Origin of the sequence: Fibrobacter sp. UWH4 (assembly GCF_900142475.1) — a bacterium.
Taxonomy (GTDB): Bacteria; Fibrobacterota; Fibrobacteria; order Fibrobacterales; family Fibrobacteraceae; genus Fibrobacter.
The window spans coordinates 562,155-582,883 of record NZ_FRAY01000001.1; the positions used below are offsets into that span (position 1 = coordinate 562,155).

Annotated in this window: 15 protein-coding genes; 11 read left to right on the top strand and 4 right to left on the bottom strand. The window is 52.9% G+C overall.

The genetic code is table 11. The annotated features are described in order from the left end of the window. Entirely contained in the window at window positions 1–2,169 is a 2,169-nt protein-coding gene (locus BUA93_RS02225) for a hypothetical protein (protein WP_072977023.1), read from the top strand. A 65-nt stretch (window positions 2,170–2,234) separates the two neighbouring features. Further along, on the top strand, window positions 2,235–4,181 hold the full coding sequence (locus BUA93_RS02230; protein ID WP_072977024.1) for a preprotein translocase subunit SecA: 1,947 nt from the start codon (window positions 2,235–2,237) through the stop codon (window positions 4,179–4,181). On the opposite strand, the gene BUA93_RS02235 is transcribed toward BUA93_RS02230, so the two are convergent. From BUA93_RS02235 to BUA93_RS02250, 4 genes are all read right to left on the bottom strand, one after another. Next, window positions 4,178–5,218, bottom strand: a complete 1,041-nt coding sequence (locus BUA93_RS02235; protein WP_072977026.1) for a rhomboid family intramembrane serine protease — start codon at window positions 5,216–5,218, stop codon at window positions 4,178–4,180. The two genes, BUA93_RS02230 and BUA93_RS02235, sit on opposite strands and share 4 nt — an antisense overlap. Before the next feature lie 45 nt (window positions 5,219–5,263). Then, window positions 5,264–6,853, bottom strand: a complete 1,590-nt coding sequence (locus tag BUA93_RS02240; RefSeq protein WP_072977028.1) for a PHP domain-containing protein — start codon at window positions 6,851–6,853, stop codon at window positions 5,264–5,266. After that, window positions 6,853–7,761, bottom strand: coding sequence for a hypothetical protein (locus tag BUA93_RS16130; protein WP_072977030.1), 909 nt, complete (start codon window positions 7,759–7,761; stop codon window positions 6,853–6,855). The genes BUA93_RS02240 and BUA93_RS16130 overlap by 1 nt, the downstream gene beginning before the upstream one ends. Before the next feature lie 155 nt (window positions 7,762–7,916). Next, window positions 7,917–8,771: an outer membrane protein assembly factor BamD gene (locus BUA93_RS02250; protein WP_072977032.1), complete on the bottom strand. Its 855-nt coding sequence runs from the start codon at window positions 8,769–8,771 to the stop codon at window positions 7,917–7,919. Between the two features lie 67 nt (window positions 8,772–8,838). Here BUA93_RS02250 and BUA93_RS02255 point away from each other — a divergent pair, with 67 nt between their 5' ends. From BUA93_RS02255 to BUA93_RS02295, 9 genes are all read left to right on the top strand, one after another. Beyond that, window positions 8,839–10,251, top strand: a complete 1,413-nt coding sequence (locus tag BUA93_RS02255; RefSeq protein WP_072977034.1) for an LptF/LptG family permease — start codon at window positions 8,839–8,841, stop codon at window positions 10,249–10,251. Next, window positions 10,248–11,387, top strand: coding sequence for an LptF/LptG family permease (locus BUA93_RS02260; RefSeq protein ID WP_072977035.1), 1,140 nt, complete (start codon window positions 10,248–10,250; stop codon window positions 11,385–11,387). The genes BUA93_RS02255 and BUA93_RS02260 overlap by 4 nt, the downstream gene beginning before the upstream one ends. Before the next feature lie 10 nt (window positions 11,388–11,397). Then, window positions 11,398–13,218 carry a sensor domain-containing diguanylate cyclase gene (locus BUA93_RS02265; RefSeq protein WP_072977037.1) on the top strand — a complete coding sequence of 607 codons (1,821 nt, stop codon included), beginning with the start codon at window positions 11,398–11,400 and terminating at the stop codon, window positions 13,216–13,218. 80 nt (window positions 13,219–13,298) lie between these two features. Next, complete coding sequence (locus tag BUA93_RS02270) at window positions 13,299–14,786, top strand: sodium:solute symporter (RefSeq protein WP_072977039.1); 1,488 nt, start codon at window positions 13,299–13,301, stop codon at window positions 14,784–14,786. A gap of 8 nt (window positions 14,787–14,794) precedes the next feature. Next, window positions 14,795–15,559, top strand: a complete 765-nt coding sequence (locus tag BUA93_RS02275; RefSeq protein WP_072977041.1) for an SIMPL domain-containing protein — start codon at window positions 14,795–14,797, stop codon at window positions 15,557–15,559. 378 nt (window positions 15,560–15,937) lie between these two features. Next, complete coding sequence (locus BUA93_RS02280) at window positions 15,938–18,268, top strand: anaerobic ribonucleoside triphosphate reductase (RefSeq protein WP_072977042.1); 2,331 nt, start codon at window positions 15,938–15,940, stop codon at window positions 18,266–18,268. Window positions 18,269–18,426: 158 nt separating this feature from the next. Continuing rightward, a complete protein-coding gene (gene nrdD / locus BUA93_RS15820; protein ID WP_072977044.1) occupies window positions 18,427–18,573 on the top strand; it encodes an anaerobic ribonucleoside-triphosphate reductase in 147 nt (48 codons plus the stop codon). Window position 18,574: 1 nt separating this feature from the next. Next, window positions 18,575–19,129, top strand: coding sequence for an anaerobic ribonucleoside-triphosphate reductase activating protein (nrdG, locus tag BUA93_RS02290; RefSeq protein ID WP_072977046.1), 555 nt, complete (start codon window positions 18,575–18,577; stop codon window positions 19,127–19,129). A gap of 21 nt (window positions 19,130–19,150) precedes the next feature. Next, the gene (locus BUA93_RS02295) at window positions 19,151–20,707 is read left to right on the top strand and encodes a hypothetical protein (RefSeq protein ID WP_072977048.1); all 1,557 of its coding nucleotides are present in this window, start codon (window positions 19,151–19,153) and stop codon (window positions 20,705–20,707) included. Window positions 20,708–20,729 lie beyond the last annotated feature (22 nt).

Consider the following 20,729-nt stretch of genomic DNA (forward strand, 5'->3'; position numbering starts at 1 on the left):
ATGATTCTCGATCAACAGCGCAAGATTTTCCACGAATCCTGGTACCGCCTTTCGGAGAGCAAGATTGCCCTCCGGGCGAGTGTCCGGGTGCACCGCCAGGTTTACCGGGGGGTGGTGTGGTATGTTCTTTATGAACCGTTTACAAATAAGTTTTACCGCTTGCCGCAGGGGGCGTACGAATTTGTTTCGCGCCTGAGCATAAACAAGACGGTAGGCGAGGTGTGGAACGGTATGCTGAACTCCGCCACGGGCGAAATCCCGGGGCAGGGTGAGGTCATAGAGATGCTTGCGCAGTTGTACCAGTCGAACATGCTCATGTACGACGGAATCGAAGATGGTGCAAAGCTGTTCGAACGAAACCAAAAGCAGAACCGCAAAAAGGTGAAGGCGTCGCTTTTGAACATCTTCTTTTTGAAGGTGCCCTTGGTCGACCCCGATGCCCTTTTGAACAAGTTGCGCTGGCTGATTGCTTGCCTTATCAGCAAGCCGTTTGCCTTGGTGTGGCTTTTGACGGTGATTGTGGCTGCCAAGTACGGTGTCGAAAATTTTGACACCCTAAAAGACAGCGCGCAGGGCTTTTTGTCTCCGTCGAACATAGGCTGGGTTTACGTGTGTACGGTATTCGTCAAGCTTTTGCACGAATTCGGGCACGCGAGTGTTGTCAAGCGATACGGCGGCGAGGTGCATACGCTGGGCGTCATGTTCATGCTGCTTGTTCCGCTCCCGTATGTAGATGCCACGGCAAGCTGGTCGTTCCGAAAAAAATCGAGACGAATGCTGGTGGGTGCCGCGGGCATGCTCACGGAATTCTTTATTGCATCGATTGCCTTGATTTTATGGGCGAATCTGGGTGGCGGCATTTTAAAGAACCTGGCGTACAACGTCATTATCATGGCGTCTGTGTCGACGGTGCTCTTTAACATTAACCCCCTGATGCGCTTTGACGGTTATTACATGCTCACGGACTTGCTGGATATGCCCAATTTGCAGCAACGCTCCGTTCAGCATTTAAAGTATTTGTTGGAACGCTATATATTCTTTAAGCGCGATGCCGAGCCTGTCGCCGAAACTTGGAGCGAAAGGGTCGTCTATTTCTTTTACGGCATTTGCAGTTCCGTGTACAGGGTGTTCTTGTTTACGGGGTTCATTGTGGCGATTTCGCAGCACTACCTGTTGCTTTCGTTCTTTATGGGTATTCTGCTGTGCTTGACCATGGTGATTATGCCGGTGGGGCGCTTTCTCAAGTATATCTTTGCAAGCCCGGGACTTGCCTTGGTGCGTTCGCGGGCGGTGATTTTAACGGTCCTGTTCTTTGGCGGCGTGTTTGCGTTCTTGTTTAACTTTCCTGTGCCCGATACGTTCAAGGCACCGGGCGTTATGGAGGCTCGCACATACGAAAATGCGGTTGTGGGCGAGGGCGGAATTGTGAAACGTGTTTACCATTATGCCGACGGTCTTGTGCATAAGGGCGATACGCTCATGCTGCTTAAGAATCAGGAACTGGAATATCAGCTCGAAGAAAAGCGGGCCCAGCTGCGCGAGGCGACGCAGTCTTACTACCAGGCGCTGGAAAAAGCTCCCGAAAACATGTTGCCGATTGAAAAGCGAATGGGGGCACTCAAGCAAGAGTTGGAAAAACTCGAAGAAGATCGCAGCAAGCTGGCTGTAATTGCCCCTGTTGGTGGAATTTGGGACCTTAAGGATTTAGATGATTACAAGGATCGATTTGTACGCCAGGGTGATTCAATCGGGCTTTTGCTCGATACAAGTGCGTTTGATTTCTTGGCGGTGGTTAGCCAAGAAGAGGTCTCCAGGCTTTTTGCGGGTAAGCCGCGGTCGGTGTCGGTGCGCTTGAATGGCGATGCTTTCACCGAAATTCCGGTGGAAAAAGTCATGGCGATTCCTGCTGCAAGTGATCACTTGCCCTCGGCGGCACTCGGCTGGCTTGCCGGCGGCGAAATCGAGACCCGCATGAACAAAGCGCAAAATGGCGAACAGACGGTAGAACCGGTCTATATCGTGCGTGCGCAGTTGAATGATAGTTTACTTGCCATGCTCAAGCGCCACGGGCGCACGGGTAAAATCCGGTTTGACTTGGGTGAATCGCCACTTGCCATGCAAGGGATTCGCAAAGTGCGTCAGGCTTTGCAAAAGTACTACAGGATGTAATGGTAACGTCATTGCGAGGAACTTTGTGACGAAGCAATCTATTGATGATTAGGTGTATTTAATTTATGAACCTGACGGACAACTATCGCCTGACGACTTGTAAGCAAGTGAAAAAGATTCCTACGGGGCTCGATGCGTTACTTTACCGTATGGTTGGCCGCTTCAAGGGTCGCCATGGTGTTTTGATTCGCTTGTTGAAAGATGCAATCAAAATCGATAAGGAAAGTCTTAAGTACAGCAAGTTTGGTGATTCGCTGCTTCAAAGCCGCATGAATACGGTTCGTCAGCAGTTAAGATGCCGCTTTGAAAAAGAAACCTTGCTGACCGCTTTTGCGCTGGTTCAGGAATCGGTCAAACGTACACTTGGCTACAGACCGTACGTTGAACAACTTGCCGGTGCGCTCGCCTTGTATCGGGGCTATATTGCCGAAATGTCGACGGGCGAGGGCAAAACGGTTACTGCTGCCATGTGCGCTACGGTGCGCGGCTGGAGCGAACGCCCTTGCCATGTGATTACGGCAAACGATTACTTGGCCGCACGCGATGCCGAAATCATGCAACCGCTTTATTCTTTTTGCGGCGTGACGGTGGGCGCTGTTACGGGAAGTATGAAGCCTAAAGAACGCCGGGCAGGTTATGAGGCTGACGTCACGTATTCTACGGCGAAAGAGGTGCTGGCGGACTTTTTGCGCGACCGCATTGCCATGGGTCGCTACCAGAGTTTTGCAAAGCGCCTTGCGAACGGGACTGTCCTGAATTTTGAACAGATGGCGCAGAACCTGGTGCAGCGCGGGCTTTGTACGGCGATTGTCGACGAGGCCGACAACGTACTGATTGACGAGGCCGTGACTCCGCTCATTATTTCGAGTGAAAAAGAAAATGCTGACTTTAATGAGTCTTGCAAAATGGCGTATGCGATTTCGACCAAGTTGCGCCGCGATGTAGACTACGCGGTGGACTACAGGAATCGAACGGTCCGTTTTATTGTAGATTTTGACGAACGTCTCGAAGACATGCAGGAATCGACTGCGTTTTCGCGTGCGGGGTTCCTTAAAGATTTGGTGCGCCAGGCCCTTGTGGCTCGCGAACTTTTTGAACAGGGCCGCCATTACGTTGTCGAAGAGGGCAAGGTGGTGATTGTCGATGAATCGACGGGCCGTAAAATGCCCATGCGCTCATGGAACGGCGGGCTCCACCAGATGATTGAAATCAAGGAAAACCTGGAACTTTCGGGCCTTAAAGAAACGCAAGCCCGCATGAGTTTTCAGCGCTTCTTTAGGTTGTACAGGAATTTCTCGGGCATGACAGGTACGGGCAAGGAGGCCGCCGCTGAATTCTGGACGATTTACGGGGCCGCGGTGGTGAGCATTCCGAATCACCGCAAAAGCAAACGCAAAATTTCGCACCTTAAAACGTTTACCTCTAAAGAATCCAAGCGCCGCGCCATTGTGAAAGAGGTTGTCCGCATGCATGCAAAAGGGCGGCCGATTCTGATTGGCACCAAGGATATCGACGAAAGCGAAATCCTGGGCAAGAGCATCGAAAACGAAGGCCTGCACTGTCGAATCATCAATGCCGTGCGCAGTGAAGAAGAGGCGGCCATCATTGCCGATGCAGGCAAGTTCGGGGCCATTACGGTGGCAACTAATATGGCGGGGCGCGGTACCGATATCAAGATTCCGGATAGCGTCAAAAAGCTGGGTGGCCTGCATGTGATTGCAACGGAATGCAATCCGTCTTCTAGAATTGACCGCCAGCTTTTTGGACGTTCGGCGCGCCAGGGCGACCCGGGCAGCGTGAGCCATTATGCTTCTTTTGAAGACGATGTTTTGCGTCGCAATTTGCCGAATACCATGGTGACGCTTTTTAAGCACATGGGCCCGCTGTCGGCGCTTTCGGTAAAGTGGGCGCAGCAGCGTGCGGGGCGCAAGGCTTACAAAAGCCGCCTTTCGGTGCAGCGCACCGATACCTGGCTCGAAGATTCATTGGGCTTTAGCGACGGCGGCGTTTAAGCCAACGCAATTTTCCACGCGATTACGTATAGCGCGTAGTAAATGAGCAGGCCGATTCCGTCGGCGGTAGCAAGCGGCGTTCCCCAGCGGAGCGCCTTTTTGCTGGGAATGAATCCGCAGAAAAGTCCGGCAACGAATCCGTAGGCGTGGCCGAGAATGTCGGCGTTCTCGCCAAGTCCAAGGAACACGGCGAGCGATGCCGCGCCGCAGAGCGGCGCGAACCTGCGAAGCAGGCCGTGCGTTTCCTTGGGCATGAGCCTAAATTCAATGACGCTGAGGCAACCGATGGCGGCGAACACGAATGTCGAAAACCCGAGCGAACGGAAACTCGTCTGTACGGTCAAGGAAACGCACAGGTTCGCGATTGCTGACGCAATCGCGATAAACGGCGCGAGCCGCAAGAGCGGAATGCGGAAGGTAATCATGTTCATCACGATATAGCCGCAAATTAAATTCGAGGCCAGGTGCCTTACGTCGCCGTGCAATGTTTGCGCGGTCAGCGAGCGCCACCATTCGCCCTTAAGGACCTTGGCTGCATCCGAAATGCCGGGCGTATGCAGGTTCATGGCGTCTGTAAAATCAATCAGCGTGACAATCAAGAGCGCAAGCAAAACCCAGAGCGGCTGCAGGCTAAAACTCAAGGGAATCGGTGGGTTTTCTTCTTTGGGCGGATTCTCTTTACGGTACAGTTCCAACTGCTCGCGTGCTCGCGCCTCATGCTCGGGCAAAACCAAAATCAGGAACGGGCCTTCGATACTGCGCAAGAGTCGGTGTGAAATTCCCTGCGAAAGCAGCACCAGGCTGTCGTCGCGAATCTGGCGGAACGTGCCTTCGGATACGCACACGATTTCAGGATATTCGGGTTCCTGCGGCTCGGGCGATTCTTGCGCGGCATTCAGCGAAGCCGTATTCGCTTCGGACGAAAATTTCGGCGCTTCGGGTGTCGCCGTTATGGATTGTATATGCAATCCTTCTTTCGGAATGTCCGATGGGGAACGCATGTAGCGCGGTCGCAATGGCGACATGAATCGTGGCATGTGTACCTCCTCGGATGGGTTACCCTTAAGATATAAAATTCGCAACTACGCGAGTACCGCCGCCGAGGTCATCGCGAATTTGCCGGTTGCCGTTTCGCATTCGGCGCGCAAATAGGCAAAGTTGTCTGCGTTTACGGTGATGTCTGTTTTTGCCGGGGCGGCGACAAGGCTTTCTATGCAGACGGTTTCGTTCTTGGCGAGCTTGCCGCCTGCAGAACGCTTGCGCCCGTAGATGCGAATGTAGCGGAAGGCACCGCCAAAATCTTGCGTATTGCAGGCATGGAATGTCACCGTCTTTTCGCCGCGTTCCCACCAGAGAGCAGGGCCATCGGTAATGTAGCAGTTGTCGCCCGCGAATGCTTCGTGGATTGCCTCGCTTGAAACTTTAGTTCCGAATTCCGAATTCCGAATTCCGAATTTAATTACCGTTCTCACTTTCCCGAAAACATGTTCGCGGGAGTGCCTCAATGAAATCAGCGGCATGCTGACTGATGTCGTGTCGTTTAAATCTCCGTGAGCGTCGTTGCCACCAATCGGGAGCAAGAAATTCCCCTTGCCGAGTTCCTCGATCCACCATTCTCTTCCTAGCTTGAATCCCTCGTCGCGAATTCCGTTCCAGAACTGGATTCCGCGGATCTTGTGGGTTGCGTCCAGATTCAAATCTTTGTGGCTCCAGTAGCCGCGACGGAAGATGAATTTCTCGAGGTAGCCCATGGGCTGCATCGGGTGTGCGGCAAAGCAATGTGCCGCGGTCATTTCCAAAAGCTTTGGAATCTTGAAAGTGGGCTTGTTGTCGAGCCAGTTGCGTCCGCAGTCGCCAAGGCCGGGCAAATAACCTTCGGGGCCGAGAACGGTCATGTGCACGTTTTCGCCTTTGGAATTGCCTGCCGAAACTTCTTCGCCTGCAATCATGAGCGGCATGTCGTCGGCTTCGTTCAGTTTGCGGACTTCTTCGCGCAAAGCGTCGAAGCGGGTGAGGGGCGTGTCCGCTTCTTTAGTGTAGTCTTCGGTCGTGAAAGCGAAATCGTAGGCGTGGTCGGTGCAACTCACAAAATCGAGCCCGACGGCTTGGGCCGTCTGTTGCAATACTGCAGGCGAGGCTCCGTGTTCCACATGGTCTGCCGAGTAGTGCGTGTGGCAATGCATTTCGCCTGCCACAAATCCAGGTGCCTTGGGCGGTTCTTCTGCAAGAACTTGAATCTTGAGGGGCTTTGGCTTTAATCCGGGAAGGTTCCAGCGTCTAAAGCATCTTTCCTTGTCTGCGGTAGGCTCGCCGTTTTCGCTGATTCTTTTTGCGTAAATCGTGCAGTCGATTTCATAAATACCCGCAGGAAGCTTGCCCAACCTGACGGGGTAAAATCCAAATTGCTCCATGGCGCGGATATGTAAATCGACGCTCTTGTTAGTGCTGAAATTTTCGGAGCCTGTAATTGAAATTTCAATTTTTTCAATAAGCGTCGGGAACCGATGCGCGTCGCGGACCACCAACCATAAAATAGGCTCGACTCCAGGAACAAACTGGAAGGGCGCATCCGCAAGAATTTCGGGCCACGGCTTGTACAGTAGCGACCACGGGAGCTTGAACTTGAAATGCGTCTCGGCGTAATGCAACTTTTCGCCAGGAAGAAAACTCATTATTCCTCCGGGACTTTTTCTTTTGCAGTCCGTTCCGGTACGCTTGCCGTGGGAGTTGCCGTGGATGTTGCCGGGGATGTTGCTGGGGGAGTTGCCGTAGATGTTGCCGTGGGAGTTGCAGCGTTTGTTGAGTCGTCGTCCGCGTCGTCATCTTCTTCGACAGGCTCGGGTTCGTTCCAAAGTCCAAAACCGACGCGCACTTGCATCGTGAGTCCACCGATATTCCATTTGGCTTTCTTTTCGGGACCGTCAGGAGCGATGTCCGAATACTTCTTGTCCGATTCCACCTTGATGCTGCTGTAGCCTATGTCGCCGTAAATGTTGAAGTTTTTCCAGTTGGCAATAAGGTAGCCGACGCTGATGCCGAAACCCGCTCCCACAGCGGACGATTTTGCTTCCAGCTGTCCCCAGGTGCTGTAAATTTCGGTGCCAGGCAGCACCCAGTACCAGCGCACGGCGATACTGAAGAGGCTTTCTCCCGAAAGGGTCATCAGGTTGCGCGGAATGCCGAGGCGGTATTCAAGGAACAGCGGCATCCCCTGGATGGTATAGCTGTAGTTATGCGTCCTGTTCTTGCGGTCGGTGAGCACCACCTCTTCGTTGTCGTAGATAAAGCTCAGACCGAGACTTACGAAATTGTCGGGGAAAATTTGGTATTGCAGTCCGGCCGAAATCGGGAAACAGAAGTTCACCTTCTGGAAATCCTGCTTGGCGACGCTGAGCGATTCACTTTCGGTGAGGGCGTCTTCCCTAAAACTGTAGTAGAGGGTGTCGATGGCGTTCTGGAAGTATTCTCGCTCCGGAAAATCCAAAAAAGAAACGGCGGGCTGCAAAAAAATCGAAAGTCTGGAACGGTCGCGTGTCGAGGTTTCTTCGGCGGCCATCGCAGATGCGGCAAGGAGCACCACAAGGAAAATGTGTAGCAGCTGTTTCGTTTTTGGTTTCCTATTAATGTCTATCACAATACGTCATTCTCGACCCTGGAGTGCGTAGCACGATAGGGGAGGGAATCCAGTACTGGTTCCCGTCCCCCCTTCGGGGGTCCAGGATGACATTTTAAGGGTTAGTTCTGCATCTGTCGGTCTTCTTTCCAGAACCTCTTCTTCTGAGAATCCTTCTTCATGCGTTTGGCGAAGGCGAGTTCGGACTTGTCGATAGCCTTTTCGCTTTTCTCGATTTTCTTCAGGATATCCTTGTCGTCGGGGGAGGCCTCGTTTCTTGCGATGTTCAGGTACAGCTTGGCGGTTTCGAACTGGTCAAGTTCGTTGTAGGCTTCCGTAATCATGAACAGGGCCTCGGTATGGCGCTTGCTGTTCGGATAGGTTTCCAGGAATTCCTTCAGATAGATGACGGCTGCCTGGTACTTGTCCATGCGCATGTAGAGTCTGGCCGTCTGGAATTCCTTTTCGGCAAGGCGTTCCACCAGCAGGTTGTAGTAGTAGTTCACCGAGTCGCGCAGCGGAGATTCGGGGTAGTTCGACAGGTAACGTTCGAAGTCCCTCATGGCGATCGTCGTGTTGGCTTCGTCGCGGCTCACGCGGAATTCCATGTTGAACGAAGAAATGGCCTTGCGGAATTCGGCGGTCTCGATAAACGGGGAACCGGGGAAGTTCAGGATAAAGCTGCCGTACTCGCCGCGGGCCTCGATCCAGTCTTCCATGTTGAAATAGCTTTCCGCCATCAGGAACTGTGCCTGTTCCATGTAGCCGGTCCCGGCGCAGGTGGCGAGAATTTCTTCGAGCTTGTCGGTTGCACGCCCGTACTTCTCTTTCTTGAAGAGTTCCTCGGCGTTCTCGTAGCGGATTCTGCACCATTCGGTATGTTTCATCTTGGTCTGCCCGCTAGACGAACAACCTATAAAAGCGATTGCAAAGGCCAAAAGATAAAGGAATAGGGGAATCTTTTTGAACAGGTTCATTTTTTTTCTTTGGTTTTAATTCTAATTTTACTCCCGTAAAGTAGAAAATTTTGCAAGTCCAGAAGTAATGATTCTAGTCCGCTATGTGTTGAAAGAGCTTATAGCCCCGTTTTTGGCGGCTCTTTTTGGCATCACCTTCTTGTTCGTGGTGGACTTTCTCGTAAAAATCCTGGACAATGTGCTGTCCAAGGGACTCCCGGCAGAAACGGTGCTCGAAATATTCGCCCTGAACCTCGCGTGGATGCTCTCGCTCTCGATTCCGATGGCTGTTTTGGTGGCAAGCCTCATGGCGTTTGGCCGGCTTTCGGGTGACCAGGAAATTACGGCCTGCAAGGCGGCGGGCGTGTCGCCGCTTTCGCTGATGCGTCCGGTTCTTCTCGTTTCGTTGCTGATTTCTTTGTTGATGGTGATTTTCAACAACTGGGTGCTTCCCGAGGCGAACCACCGTTCCGTGGAACTCATGAATGCCGTGTCGCGCAAGAAACCGCACGTGTTCATCGATGCGGGCCGCCTTATTACGCAGTTTCCTGATGTGCAGCTGTGGGTAAACCGCATCGACCCCGTTTCCGGAACTTTGTACGGAATCCAGATTTTCGAGATGGAGAAGCGCGGCGCTCCCCGTATCGTGTATGCGGATAGCGCCTCCATGGAATATGCGGATAACGGTGCGACCTTGATGCTTAGGCTCCGCAGCGGCGAGACGCACATGACGGATGCCGACAATCCCGAGAACTATTTCCGCATTCGATTCTTCTCGCAGGATCTCGCGATGAAGAATGTCGATGACCGCCTGGAACGCCGTAGCCGCAGTTACCGCAGCGACCGCGAAATGCCGATCGAGATGATGACCGAAGTCGTGGAAGATGCGCGGAAAAAATATGTGGAATACCGCGATGCGGCCCTCGAAAAGCGTCTGGGCTCGTTGGTGGCGTTGCGGAACGATGTCGAAGGCGATTCGATTGTTCCTGAATCGGTCGAGAGCGGCGTGACACTCGATTCTATCCAGCGTAGGCGGTCGTTGCAGCGTCTGCGCGTCCAGGAAATTGCGACCTTCCGCACGACGGAGCGCCTGTATGGTCGCATGGAAGCCGAACTCAAGCGCGAGGCGCAGTATACGGTAGAAATCCAGAAAAAGTACAGCACGAGTTTTGCCTGCTTCATCTTTATTCTGATCGGGGCCCCCCTTGGTATCATGGCCCGCAAGGGCGGTATCGGAACGGGTATCCTCTATAGCCTTGCGTTCTTTGTGATTTACTGGATTTGCCTGATTGGTGGCGAAAATATGGCCGACAGGCTCCTGGTGAGCCCCTATCTTGCCATGTGGGCGTCCAATATCATTATCGGTGCGTTCGGCATCTTCATTACGATTGCGATGGTGCGAGACCGTTTCTCGGGCGATTCCAAGTTCTTCAGGGCGGTGCGTGCCGTGGGGCGCTTCTTCAAGAATATCTTCGGCTTTTTGGGGAGGAAATTCGGATGAAGTTTACCCGCTACATGATGTGGAATTTCCTCAAGATGTTCCTGCTGGTGTTGCTGGGCGCAATCCTCATGTTTGCGGTCATCGACTTTGTGGGTAACATCAAGACGTGGCTTGCCCGCGACACCAAGGATGCCATCGATTACTACGTGAGCTATATCCCTTACATGGTGTACCTGATTACGCCGGTCGCCTTGTTCATTGCGGTACTCGCATCTATCGGTAACATGGCGCGTCACCTGGAAACGAGTGCCATGCAGAGTTCGGGGCAGAGCCCTCTCAAGACCCTTTTCCCGATATTTGTTTTTGGAGTCCTTGTTTCGATAGGTTCGTACGAGATGAGCGAACTTTGGCTGCCCGATGCGAACCATAAGCGACTCGAGACCATGGAAACGAATGCGCAGAAAAAGAAGAATCCGCGCATCAAGGAAAAACGTGACTTTACCTTTATCGACAGTGAGCGGGCGAGCTGGTTCTTTAGGCATTACTCCGGCGTCAATCGACTAGGCCGCGACGTGGTGCTCCTGCTGCGCGAAGATGGCCGTCTCCGGGAACGCTACGACGCAAGGATTGTCCGCTGGGAAGAAATTCCGCCGAAGGATTCCCTGGATTCCATCGCCCGGCTCGAAAGTATCGAACCGCCTCCGGGATGCTGGCTGTTCGAACGGGGAAACCGCCGTGAATTCAACAAGGACGGTTCCGTCAAGGTTTACCCGATCAAGCGCGAAAAAATTTGCGACAAGGTCAACACGCATCCGAACGACCTTATCAACGAACGCCAGACCGCCGACGAGATGGATTCCAAGATGGTGATGGCGCGAATCAGCGTGCTGAAACGTTCCGGCGAAGATACCCATGCCATGGAAACGGCTTTGCAGTTCAAGCGTTCGGCCCATTGGATGAACTTAATCGTTCTGCTCATTGGAGCAGCTCTTTGCCATCGCTATAGCCGTTCCGGGGGGCTTTCCCAGAAGTTCGGGGTTGGCCTCTTGATTGTTTTTAGCTATTATATCTTTGAACGAATCGGTTTGAAAATGGGAGAAAACGGTGCGTTGACGCCTTTCTGGGCGGCGTGGATTAGCCACTTCGTTTATGGAGGCGTTGCCGTGGTCATGTTGTACCGTTCGTTCCGTCTTTAGAAGGTGAAATATGTCGGTTTCTGAAATATTGTTTATTGTGGCAGGTCTTTTGGTTGGCCTTTCGTTTCTGAACGGGATGTTCCTTTTCCTGATCCCCTTTGCCGTGGTGGCTTTTGTCCTTGCCTGGATGAACCGTCCGCGCCTGGCCGGCCCGGGGGCATCTACGGCGACACTTCCGGTGATTACGCTCAAGAACCGTGCAACGGGGACGACTCCCGTGGTGGCTCCCGATTTGCGTTCCGAATTCCGCAACGGCAACGGTATGGCGAATGAACCCGAGGCGGCACTCAAGGTGAGCCAGGTCTGGGCGCGTGCCAATGCCGACATCAACAGGGCCATGATGGATCTTCTCCTTGCCCTTAAGGGTATTGTCCCGAATGTCAATTCCGCCCTGGTCTTTTCGCAGCGCAATGCCAAGGAATGGGGCGTCCGCAATTACGTGAACGACAAGGAAGTTTCCGTCAATCCTTCTACGGTAATCACTGAAACTTCCGGACTTTTAAGTCAGCTTTTCCGTTCCGGGGTTGACCGTCTCCTGGAAGGCGACTTGCCTGGTTGCAAGAGTCTGCAATATTATGTAGACAACACCCCGATTAAGTCGGTGGTGGCCGTGCCCCTGATCGACCATGGAAGCGGAGTCCGTGTTGGCGCCCTGATTTTGGATTCTGTTTGCCCGAACGCCTTCAACAATGCGACAGCCCGAGCGCTGACTTATGTGGCCGGGGCGATTTCGATGCTCGACTACAAGGGTTTTTATTCGGCACAGAAGCATATTGCCCTGCAGCAGTATAGCGGCCTTTACAACTACTTGCGCAAGTTCTTCAAGACGATGTCGGTGAACGACATTTACAAGGAAATCATCAACTACGTCAGGGCCAATATGGCCTACGATCGCCTGACGATCATGGCGATGGACAAGGATAAGGATTCTGGTCGTGTCATCCATTGCGACGGCGTGGATGCGGACCAGTTCGTCAACAAGCGCTTCACCCTTTCGGACAAGGGCATCTTTGTCCTTTCGATCATGCGCAACCGTCCTATGGAACGTTCCTTCTTGCCCGGCTTCAAGGATTACCTGCCTCGCCTGAACGATTCCGAAAAGAGGAACCTGAACCTCCGCCAGATTTTCGTGATGCCTATTGCGGCTGAACACGATGCCGCCACGGCCGATATCGCCATTTGTCTCGAAAGCAGCAGCTCGCTTCCCTATAACGATCACGAGAAGGAATTGCTCAAGGCGTTCGCAAGTGTCGCCGGTTTTGCCTACGACCGTGCCTGCAAATTCGAAATGGGCCGTGAACAGGCGATGCGCGACGGCCATACGGGGCTTATCAATAAGAAGACTCTGTTCGAAAAGCTCCGTGCCGAAAAGAGCCGCGCCGATCGCGGCAAGTACAGTATCGGTGTCCTGATGATGGATATCGACCATTTCAAGAGTGTGAATGATACCTACGGGCATCCGATTGGCGACGTGGTCATCAAGGGAATCGCCGATACGATCAGCAAGGAAATCCGTAGCGATATCGACATCGTGGCGCGTTTCGGCGGCGAAGAATTTGTTGTTGGGCTTATCGAGACCGATGCGAACGGCATGGTCGAAACGGCTGAACGTATTCGCAAGGCTGTCCAGAAGCTCTCCTTCGACATTCACCAGGCGGAACCCCTGCGTGTGACGGTCAGTATCGGTGCGTTCCTCCTGCAGCCCAATTTCAACGGGGACCTCCAGAAGGCCGTAAACAACGCCGACCAGGCACTCTACCGCGCCAAGGAAGGCGGCCGTAACCAGGTGGTTCAGTTCCAGACGGCGGAACCCGAACCTGCAACTGTTTAACTTAGAACTTTGGTTCGGCAGGCTCACCAACCTTGTAGGGTCCCTGAGCTTGTCGAAGGGCCAACTATCGACTTCCTGCTATGTTTACTGTTCTTGATTGGATTGTTCTTGCGGCGTACTTGCTGCTGTCTGTATTTATCGGTCTCTGGGTGTCCCGTGGCAACAAGAACCTGAAGGAATACATGTTGGGCGGCGGCTCCATCCCGTGGGTGGCCGTGGGCATCAGCCTGATCGCGACATCGGTGAGTGCGACTACGTTCCTCGGGGCGCCTGCCGATGTGTATGGCGACAACATGACGTTCCTGATGTTCCAGATCGGTGCGCTCATCAGTATCGTGGTCGTCGGCTTCGTCTTTATCCCTAGGTTCCGCAGTTCGGGAATCAATAGCGCCTATGAACTTTTCGAGGTGCGCTTTTCCAAGCCGGTCCGTCGGCTTGCGGCTATTTTCTATTGCCTGCACCTGTTGCTCCGCACGGGAATCCTGCTGTTCGCACCGTCGCTGGTGCTTGCGCAGATTCTGCATATCGACCTTAAGCTGGCGATTGTCGTGTCTGCAGCCGTGGCCATTTTCTATACGTGGTTCGGAGGCATCAAGGCGGTCATCTGGACCGACGTGATGCAGTTCTGCGTTTTCTTTGGTGGCGGCGTGCTGGTGCTCCTGGTAATTGCGAACTCCGTCGGTGGCTTCGGTGAAATGGCGGCTCTCGCTTCCGAGGCGGGCAAGACCAAGTGGTGGGACGCCTCGATGGATATTTCGAATGCCCGTACGCTTGTTTCGGCGGGCTTTGCATACGCCATTCTTGAAATTGCAATCCGCGGCTGTGACCAGCAGTTCGTGCAGCGTTACCTGAGCTGCAAGGATGTCAAGGCGGCAAACCGTTCGAGTATCCTTTCGATGGTGCTGGGCTGTGCGGTCTCGATCCTTTTCTACTGGGTAGGTGCTGCGCTCTACGTTTACTACCAGAAAGCTCATGCTGCTCCGCTTCCAGAAGGTCTGGGACAGAACGACGTTTTTCCATACTTTATCGTCCATGGACTTCCCGCGGGAATCACGGGGCTCATTGTGGCGGCGATCTGTGCGGCGGCCATGAGCAGTCTCTCGAGTGCCATCAATTCGCTCGGCAATACGTCTGAACGAGATTTCCTGGGCTGGGACGAAAACGAAGGAATTGGCGGCCTCAAGCGTGCCAAGATCTGGACGGTCGTGTGGGGCGTTTTAGGAATTTTCTTTGCCCTGTTTGCGGCGACGCAGCAGGGGAGCCTGCTCAAGAACGCCCTGTTCTTTACGGGACTTTTCACGGGACCGCTCTTGGGAATGTTCCTGCTGGCTTTCTTTGCCGACAGGTTGTTTGGAACGGGTGCGAAAAGGCTTCGCGGCTGGGTCGTAATCGTGGCCGTGCTCTGTGGCATGGCAAGCCTTGTCCTGGTGCAGGGAATTCCGGCCTTTGGCGTTTCCGCGGTGCTTGGAGGAATCTTCAGTTGGCCGTGGATGCCCTTTATCAGCATGACGACGACGGTGGCCGTGGCGCTCCTAGTCAATGCCTTTGTTAATTTATTTAAAAAGTAGGAGAAAAAATGTCTAACAAGCTTTTTGTTTTGGTCATAGTCCTTTTGGTTTTTGTCGCCTTCATCGTCGTGTCGGTGGATAAGGACGAAACTCCCGGCGAAAAATTGTCGCAGATGCTGCCTCTTGGCGACAAGACAACGCCTACGGTAGAAGTTTCCGCTTCGGAAAGCCGCAAGTACGAGGCCAACGAATTCGTTACGGTTGCCTGCCTTGAATTGCACGGCAAGGACAAGGAACTTCTTTTCAAGCAGTTGACGAGCCGTCGTGCTTCTATCTTTGAGCAAATGAAGAACATCGACGTGACGGAAAGTGATATTGAACAGAACAGTGTCGAAATGCGCAAGGAATGGTCCTACGACAAGGGAACGCGCAGTCTTACAGGTTACGTGGTCAGCCAGTTCTTTGCGATCAAGTCTTCGAACAGGGCTACGGCTGCGGCGGTGATTGCGGCCCTTTCTGCCGAACTGGATGTGGAAATCAGCCATACGTCGGCAACGCTCAAGAATGAGGCCGAACTCAAGAAGGGGATTATTAAGGCGGCTGGGGAAAAGGCTCTCGAAACGGCGTCCAGCTACGCGGAAAGCGTGGGCGGCAAACTGGGCAAGGTTATCTCGGTGACGGGAAATGGGGAGGGACTCTCTTTTAGAAATCATGTCCTTGGCGCAAGAAAGGCCGCTTTCTATGACGGGGCGACGGCGGATAATCTTTCCGCCGTGGCGGATTCGGTAGAAATTTCGGCGTCTATTCACCTGGTGGCGGAACTGCTCCAATAGCGGCTAGTCAAGACGGCTGTTTTTGTCAAGGTGTAGTTTACAAAAAACTTTTATTTTTCCGTTGATAAAGCTAACTTCTTATAAATAAAGGGGTTAGCTTTTTGCTTTTGTTAGTTTGTTTGTACCCGCGTCGAAACCCCTTAAAAGGTTGTGGATAAAACGTCTTGTTTGAAAATTAAAATTTACACAAAAAGCGAATTTTTTCTGAAAAAAGTCTTCCAACGGCGCCTACATTTATTATATTGTTTTCCATATCTTGTGCTTTTGACTTGAAGGAGAGCACAAGATATAGTAAAAATAGAAAATGAAAGAAAAATGTATGTTCGATACGGAATTTGCCCGTAGGGGGCCGATTCCGCCGGATACAAGGATTGGTAGATGATTGTTTCTGTAAGGAAGCGTGACGGCCGTGAGATGCCGTTCAACATTGAAAAAATCGCCGATGCCATTGTCAAGGCTTTCCGCGCCTCGGGTGAACTTGATGAGCAAATCAAGGCGTCCCAAAGTCAGTTGAATTTGTTGGGTAGCGATGACGTGCTTACGAGCACGGCGCTCAAGGTGTCTGCCGATGTGGTGGGCAGACTCGAAGCCGAGGGCAAGACCGTTCCCGAAATTGAAGAAATCCAGGATGCTGTAGAAAAGTCTCTTACCGAAGGTGGCTACGCCGATACCGCCAAGAGCTACATCTTGTACCGTGCCGAACGTACTCGCGTGCGCGAAGTGAATACTCGCCTCATGCATACGCTCCGCGACATCACTTTCAGTTCTGCCAAGGAATCCGACCTCAAGCGTGAAAACGCGAACATCGATGGCGACACCGCTATGGGCACCATGCTCAAGTACGGTTCCGAATCGGCCAAGCACTTCTACACGATGATGATGCTCAAGCCCGAGCACAGCCGCGCCCACATGGAAGGCGATATCCATATCCACGATTTGGATTTCTATTCCCTTACCATGACTTGCTGCCAGATCGACCTCAAGAAACTCTTCAAGAACGGTTTCAATACCGGTCACGGTCATCTGCGCGAACCGAAAGATATTCGTAGCTATGCCGCCTTGGCCGCTATCGCGATCCAGTCTAACCAGAACGACCAGCACGGTGGCCAGTCCATTCCGAACTTTGACTATGCCATGGCCGACGGCGTGCGTATTACGTACCGCAAGAGCTATTTGGCCAATATGGTCAAGGCCCTCATGCTCTTGACTTCCAAGACCGAAGAAGAAGTCCAGCCGGTCGTCAAGAAGCTCCATACCGAAATGGCGGAAATGGGAATGGTGGCGACGCTCGTGCCGAACGAAAAGTTCCAGGATACCGAAGCTCGCGAACTTTCCAAGACTTATGGCGAAGAAGTGGTGATCAACGCCCAGAAGTTTGCCGAAAAGATGGCTTACGAAGAAACCGACAAGGCGACCTTCCAGGCCATGGAAGCCTTCGTCCATAACTTGAACTCCATGCATAGCCGCGCTGGTGCCCAGACTCCGTTCAGCAGCATCAACTACGGTATGTGCACGGAGCCCGAAGCCCGTATGGTCATGAAGAACTTGCTTCTCACGACCGAAGAAGGCCTCGGCGGTGGCGAAACGGCAATCTTCCCGATTCAGATTTTCCGCGTCAAGGAAGGCATCAACCTGAACCCGGAAGATCCGAACTACGATTTGTTCAAGCTGTCTTGCCGCGTGAGCGCCAAGCGCCTGTTCCCGAACTTCAGTTTCCAGGATGCCCCGTACAACCTGCAGTACTACAAGCCGGGCCACCCTGAAACCGAAATTGCCTATATGGGCTGCCGTACCCGCGTGATCGGTAACCACTACGACCCGAGCCGCGAAATCAGCTTCGGCCGTGGCAACTTGAGTTTCACGTCGATCAACCTTCCGCGTATCGCCATCAAGATGAAGTCCGTGGACCTGTTCTTCAAGGAACTCGACCGCATGCTGCAACTGGTGAGCGACCAGCTCATGGAACGCTTTGCCGTCCAGAGCCGCCGCAAGGTCAAGAACTTCCCGTTCCTCATGGGACAGGGCGTGTGGATCGATTCCGACAAGCTCGGCTGGGAAGATACCGTGGGTGAAGTCATCAAGCACGGTACGCTTTCGATCGGCTTTATCGGACTTGCCGAAACTCTGGTGATGCTGACGGGCAAGCACCACGGCGAATCCGAGGAATCCCAGAAGCTCGGCCTCAAGATTATCGGCCACATGCGCGAATTCTGCGACAAGGAATCCGAACGTCTCGGCCTCAACTTCAGCTTGCTCGCTACGCCTGCCGAAGGCCTTTCCGGTCGTTTCGTGCGTATGGACAAGAAGAAGTTCGGTATTATCCCGGGCGTGACTGACCGCGACTACTACACAAACTCTTTCCATATTCCGGTGTACTACAAGATTTCCGCTTTCAAGAAGATTTCGCTGGAAGCCCCGTACCATGCGCTCACCAACGCAGGCCACATTAGCTATGTGGAACTCGATGGCGACCCGACGCAGAACCTGGAAGCCTTCGAAAAGATCGTGCATCACATGGCGAAGTCCGGTATCGGTTATGGATCCATCAACCACCCGGTCGACCGCGACCCGGTGTGCGGATTCGTGGGTGTCATCGGTGACTGCTGCCCGCGTTGCGGCCGTACCGAAGGTCATGCGATTGCCCCCGAAAAGATCGAGGAACTTCGTAAGCTGTACCCCGGCATGCCCGTATTCAAAGGAATCAGGTAGTAAGAATTTAGAACTTAGAATTTAGAACTTAGAACTTAGAACTTAGAACTTAGAACTTAGAACTTAGAACTTAGAACTTAGAACTTAGAACATTCTCTTTTCTCTAAGCTCTATCAACTAAGTTCTACCAACTATTTATCTAGCAAGGAGAAACAACAATGTCCGAAAAAGAACTGAACAAGTATGGTGAAGGTGTTGGATTCGAACGTATCCGCCGCATCACGGGTTACCTCGTCGGTACCGTCGATCGCTTCAACAACGCCAAGCGTGCCGAAGTGAACGATCGCGTGAAGCACGGCATTTAGTATGGACGAATACCCTCGCTTGCGGATTGCCGGAATCGAACCCGAATCGTTCGTGGACGGTCCCGGAATCCGCATGACAATCTTTACTCAAGGTTGTCACCATAATTGCCCCGGATGCCAGAACCCGCAGACCCACGATTTTAACGGGGGTCATTATATTGAAATTGAAGAAATCCTCGATATGATCGAGGAAAACCCGTTGCTTGACGGCATCACGTTTAGTGGCGGTGATCCGATGGACCAGGCGGCTGCCCTGATCCCTTTGGCGCGTAAAATCAAGGAACGGGGCATGAACCTGGTGATTTTCACCGGCTACACCTACGAACGCCTGATGGAACTGACGCACGAGCGTCCCGAAATGTTCGAACTCCTGACGTTTGCGGACATTTTGATTGACGGCCCGTTCATCTTGGCGAAGCGTTCCTTGGAACTCAAGTTCAGGGGGTCGTCGAACCAGCGCATTATCGATGTGCAGAAGAGCCTTGTAGAGGGCCATGTGGTGCTTCACCAGATTCAACTGGACGAAATGAAGGCGCACCCCGACCTTTTGGGCTAAATTTTTATTTATTTTTAGAACATGTTTAAACGAATTCTGATTTCGTCTTTTTTGGCGTTGGCGGGGGCTGCTTTTGCCCAGACGTCTTCGACCGAGCTTGTTTCTTCATCGGCCGAGGTTGTTTCGTCTTCGGCGGAGGTGGTCGCCTCATCGTCGTCTGCGACGGTGGTTGCCGACTCTTCTGCAGCGGAGGCCCCGAAGGGGCGTGAAGTTCCCGTCCGTTACTGGATTAACGGCGACTCCGTGGAACTGGAGGCTATCTTTGTCAAGATCGAGAACGATACGGTCTACCTGAAGAAGCCGACCGAGGCCGAACAGAAGCACATCGACCAGATTGCCGACGAAGAGGCCCTTGCCCTGCAAGAAAGCAACGGACAGCAGGTTGCGGATTCCCTTGAAGACGAAAATGACGATGTGGACCTGAAGAAGGATTCCTCCGACATTATCATGACCGATGCGGTCAAGGACTCCCTCGCGGCCCGTGCGGATACCTCCACGGCGGCCGAGGCCGCTCCTGTAGATGACGGTGCCGAAGATGACTTGGAAACCGCACTGGCCAAGGAAGACACGCGTCTTAAAAACGAGGAAATCGAAAGGTACGAAAAGGAACTTCGTGAACGCGAAATCCAGGACAGTATCGCAGCGGCGAAGAAGAATCCCTATATCAAGATTTTCAGGTTCGAACTCAAGCGTCTTTACAACATGGAAGACGAAGTGATGATCGACCTTTCGCTTTCGAATTATATCGTGCCCGAAATCAAGGAAGAAATCGAGAAGGATCTTTATCCTCCTGGAAAGGCCAACTTGCTGGTGGTCTCGGAACCGGAAGCCTGTTCGCTGTTCGTGAACGGAATTCCCCTGAAGATTGTCGCTCCCGATACCATCAAGAACATCAAGCCGGGCAAGTATACGATCTCGGTGATGAAGGTCCTGAAGGACGTGGAATGGTGGGGCTCTGCCGTGGTGCGCATCGACGCCGATAGCCTGAACAAGGTGACGATTCCGGTGGTGCGTCCGTCTACCAGGCTGACACTCAATACGAACCCCGAAGCGGTAGAAGTGTATGTGGGGGAGGAACCTTCCGTGAACCGAATGCCCGATTATATGACCGATATCGTGGTGGATAACGTCAAGCCGCGGGTCGGGGCTACGGTGTTCTTCAGGAAGGTCGGCTACCGTGATACTTCCGTGACGATGGAAATCAAGCCCTACATGCCGAACCTGGTCTATGTGGACATGACTCCTGTGCTTGACGACTTGGAATTCATCGAGGAACAGAAGGTCTTTGACAAGGAACGTAGCCAGAGGCGTATCGGTCGTGGACTCCTGTGGAGCTCGATTGTGCCGATTCTTGCGGGCGGTGTTCTATGGTACTTGGCGGAACGCGACTGGAGCGATGCTGCGGACAAGAAGCATGCCTACGAGAAACTCTCTGCCTTCGATAGCGACGATACCCGCAAGATGGTGAAGGACAACCATGAATTGAATGACCGGGGCGATACCAAGTGTGGCGTGGCGATTGGTCTCGGTGCTCTTGGACTGGGTCTCCTGACAGCAGGCATCATCCTTGCTTTCTAGCTTGCAATGCTAGGAAATTAAT

Excerpts from the sequence above, each read along its gene's own strand:
- BUA93_RS02225 (WP_072977023.1), top strand. The coding sequence starts at position 1 with ATGATTCTCGATCAACAGCGCAAGATTTTCCACGAATCCTGGTACCGC.
- BUA93_RS02230 (WP_072977024.1), top strand. The coding sequence starts at position 2,235 with ATGAACCTGACGGACAACTATCGCCTGACGACTTGTAAGCAAGTGAAA.
- BUA93_RS02235 (WP_072977026.1), bottom strand. The coding sequence starts at position 5,218 with ATGCCACGATTCATGTCGCCATTGCGACCGCGCTACATGCGTTCCCCA.
- BUA93_RS02240 (WP_072977028.1), bottom strand. The coding sequence starts at position 6,853 with ATGAGTTTTCTTCCTGGCGAAAAGTTGCATTACGCCGAGACGCATTTC.
- BUA93_RS02250 (WP_072977032.1), bottom strand. The coding sequence starts at position 8,771 with ATGAACCTGTTCAAAAAGATTCCCCTATTCCTTTATCTTTTGGCCTTT.
- BUA93_RS02255 (WP_072977034.1), top strand. The coding sequence starts at position 8,839 with ATGATTCTAGTCCGCTATGTGTTGAAAGAGCTTATAGCCCCGTTTTTG.
- BUA93_RS02260 (WP_072977035.1), top strand. The coding sequence starts at position 10,248 with ATGAAGTTTACCCGCTACATGATGTGGAATTTCCTCAAGATGTTCCTG.
- BUA93_RS02265 (WP_072977037.1), top strand. The coding sequence starts at position 11,398 with ATGTCGGTTTCTGAAATATTGTTTATTGTGGCAGGTCTTTTGGTTGGC.
- BUA93_RS02270 (WP_072977039.1), top strand. The coding sequence starts at position 13,299 with ATGTTTACTGTTCTTGATTGGATTGTTCTTGCGGCGTACTTGCTGCTG.
- BUA93_RS02275 (WP_072977041.1), top strand. The coding sequence starts at position 14,795 with ATGTCTAACAAGCTTTTTGTTTTGGTCATAGTCCTTTTGGTTTTTGTC.
- BUA93_RS02280 (WP_072977042.1), top strand. The coding sequence starts at position 15,938 with ATGATTGTTTCTGTAAGGAAGCGTGACGGCCGTGAGATGCCGTTCAAC.
- nrdD (WP_072977044.1), top strand. The coding sequence starts at position 18,427 with ATGTCCGAAAAAGAACTGAACAAGTATGGTGAAGGTGTTGGATTCGAA.
- nrdG (WP_072977046.1), top strand. The coding sequence starts at position 18,575 with ATGGACGAATACCCTCGCTTGCGGATTGCCGGAATCGAACCCGAATCG.
- BUA93_RS02295 (WP_072977048.1), top strand. The coding sequence starts at position 19,151 with ATGTTTAAACGAATTCTGATTTCGTCTTTTTTGGCGTTGGCGGGGGCT.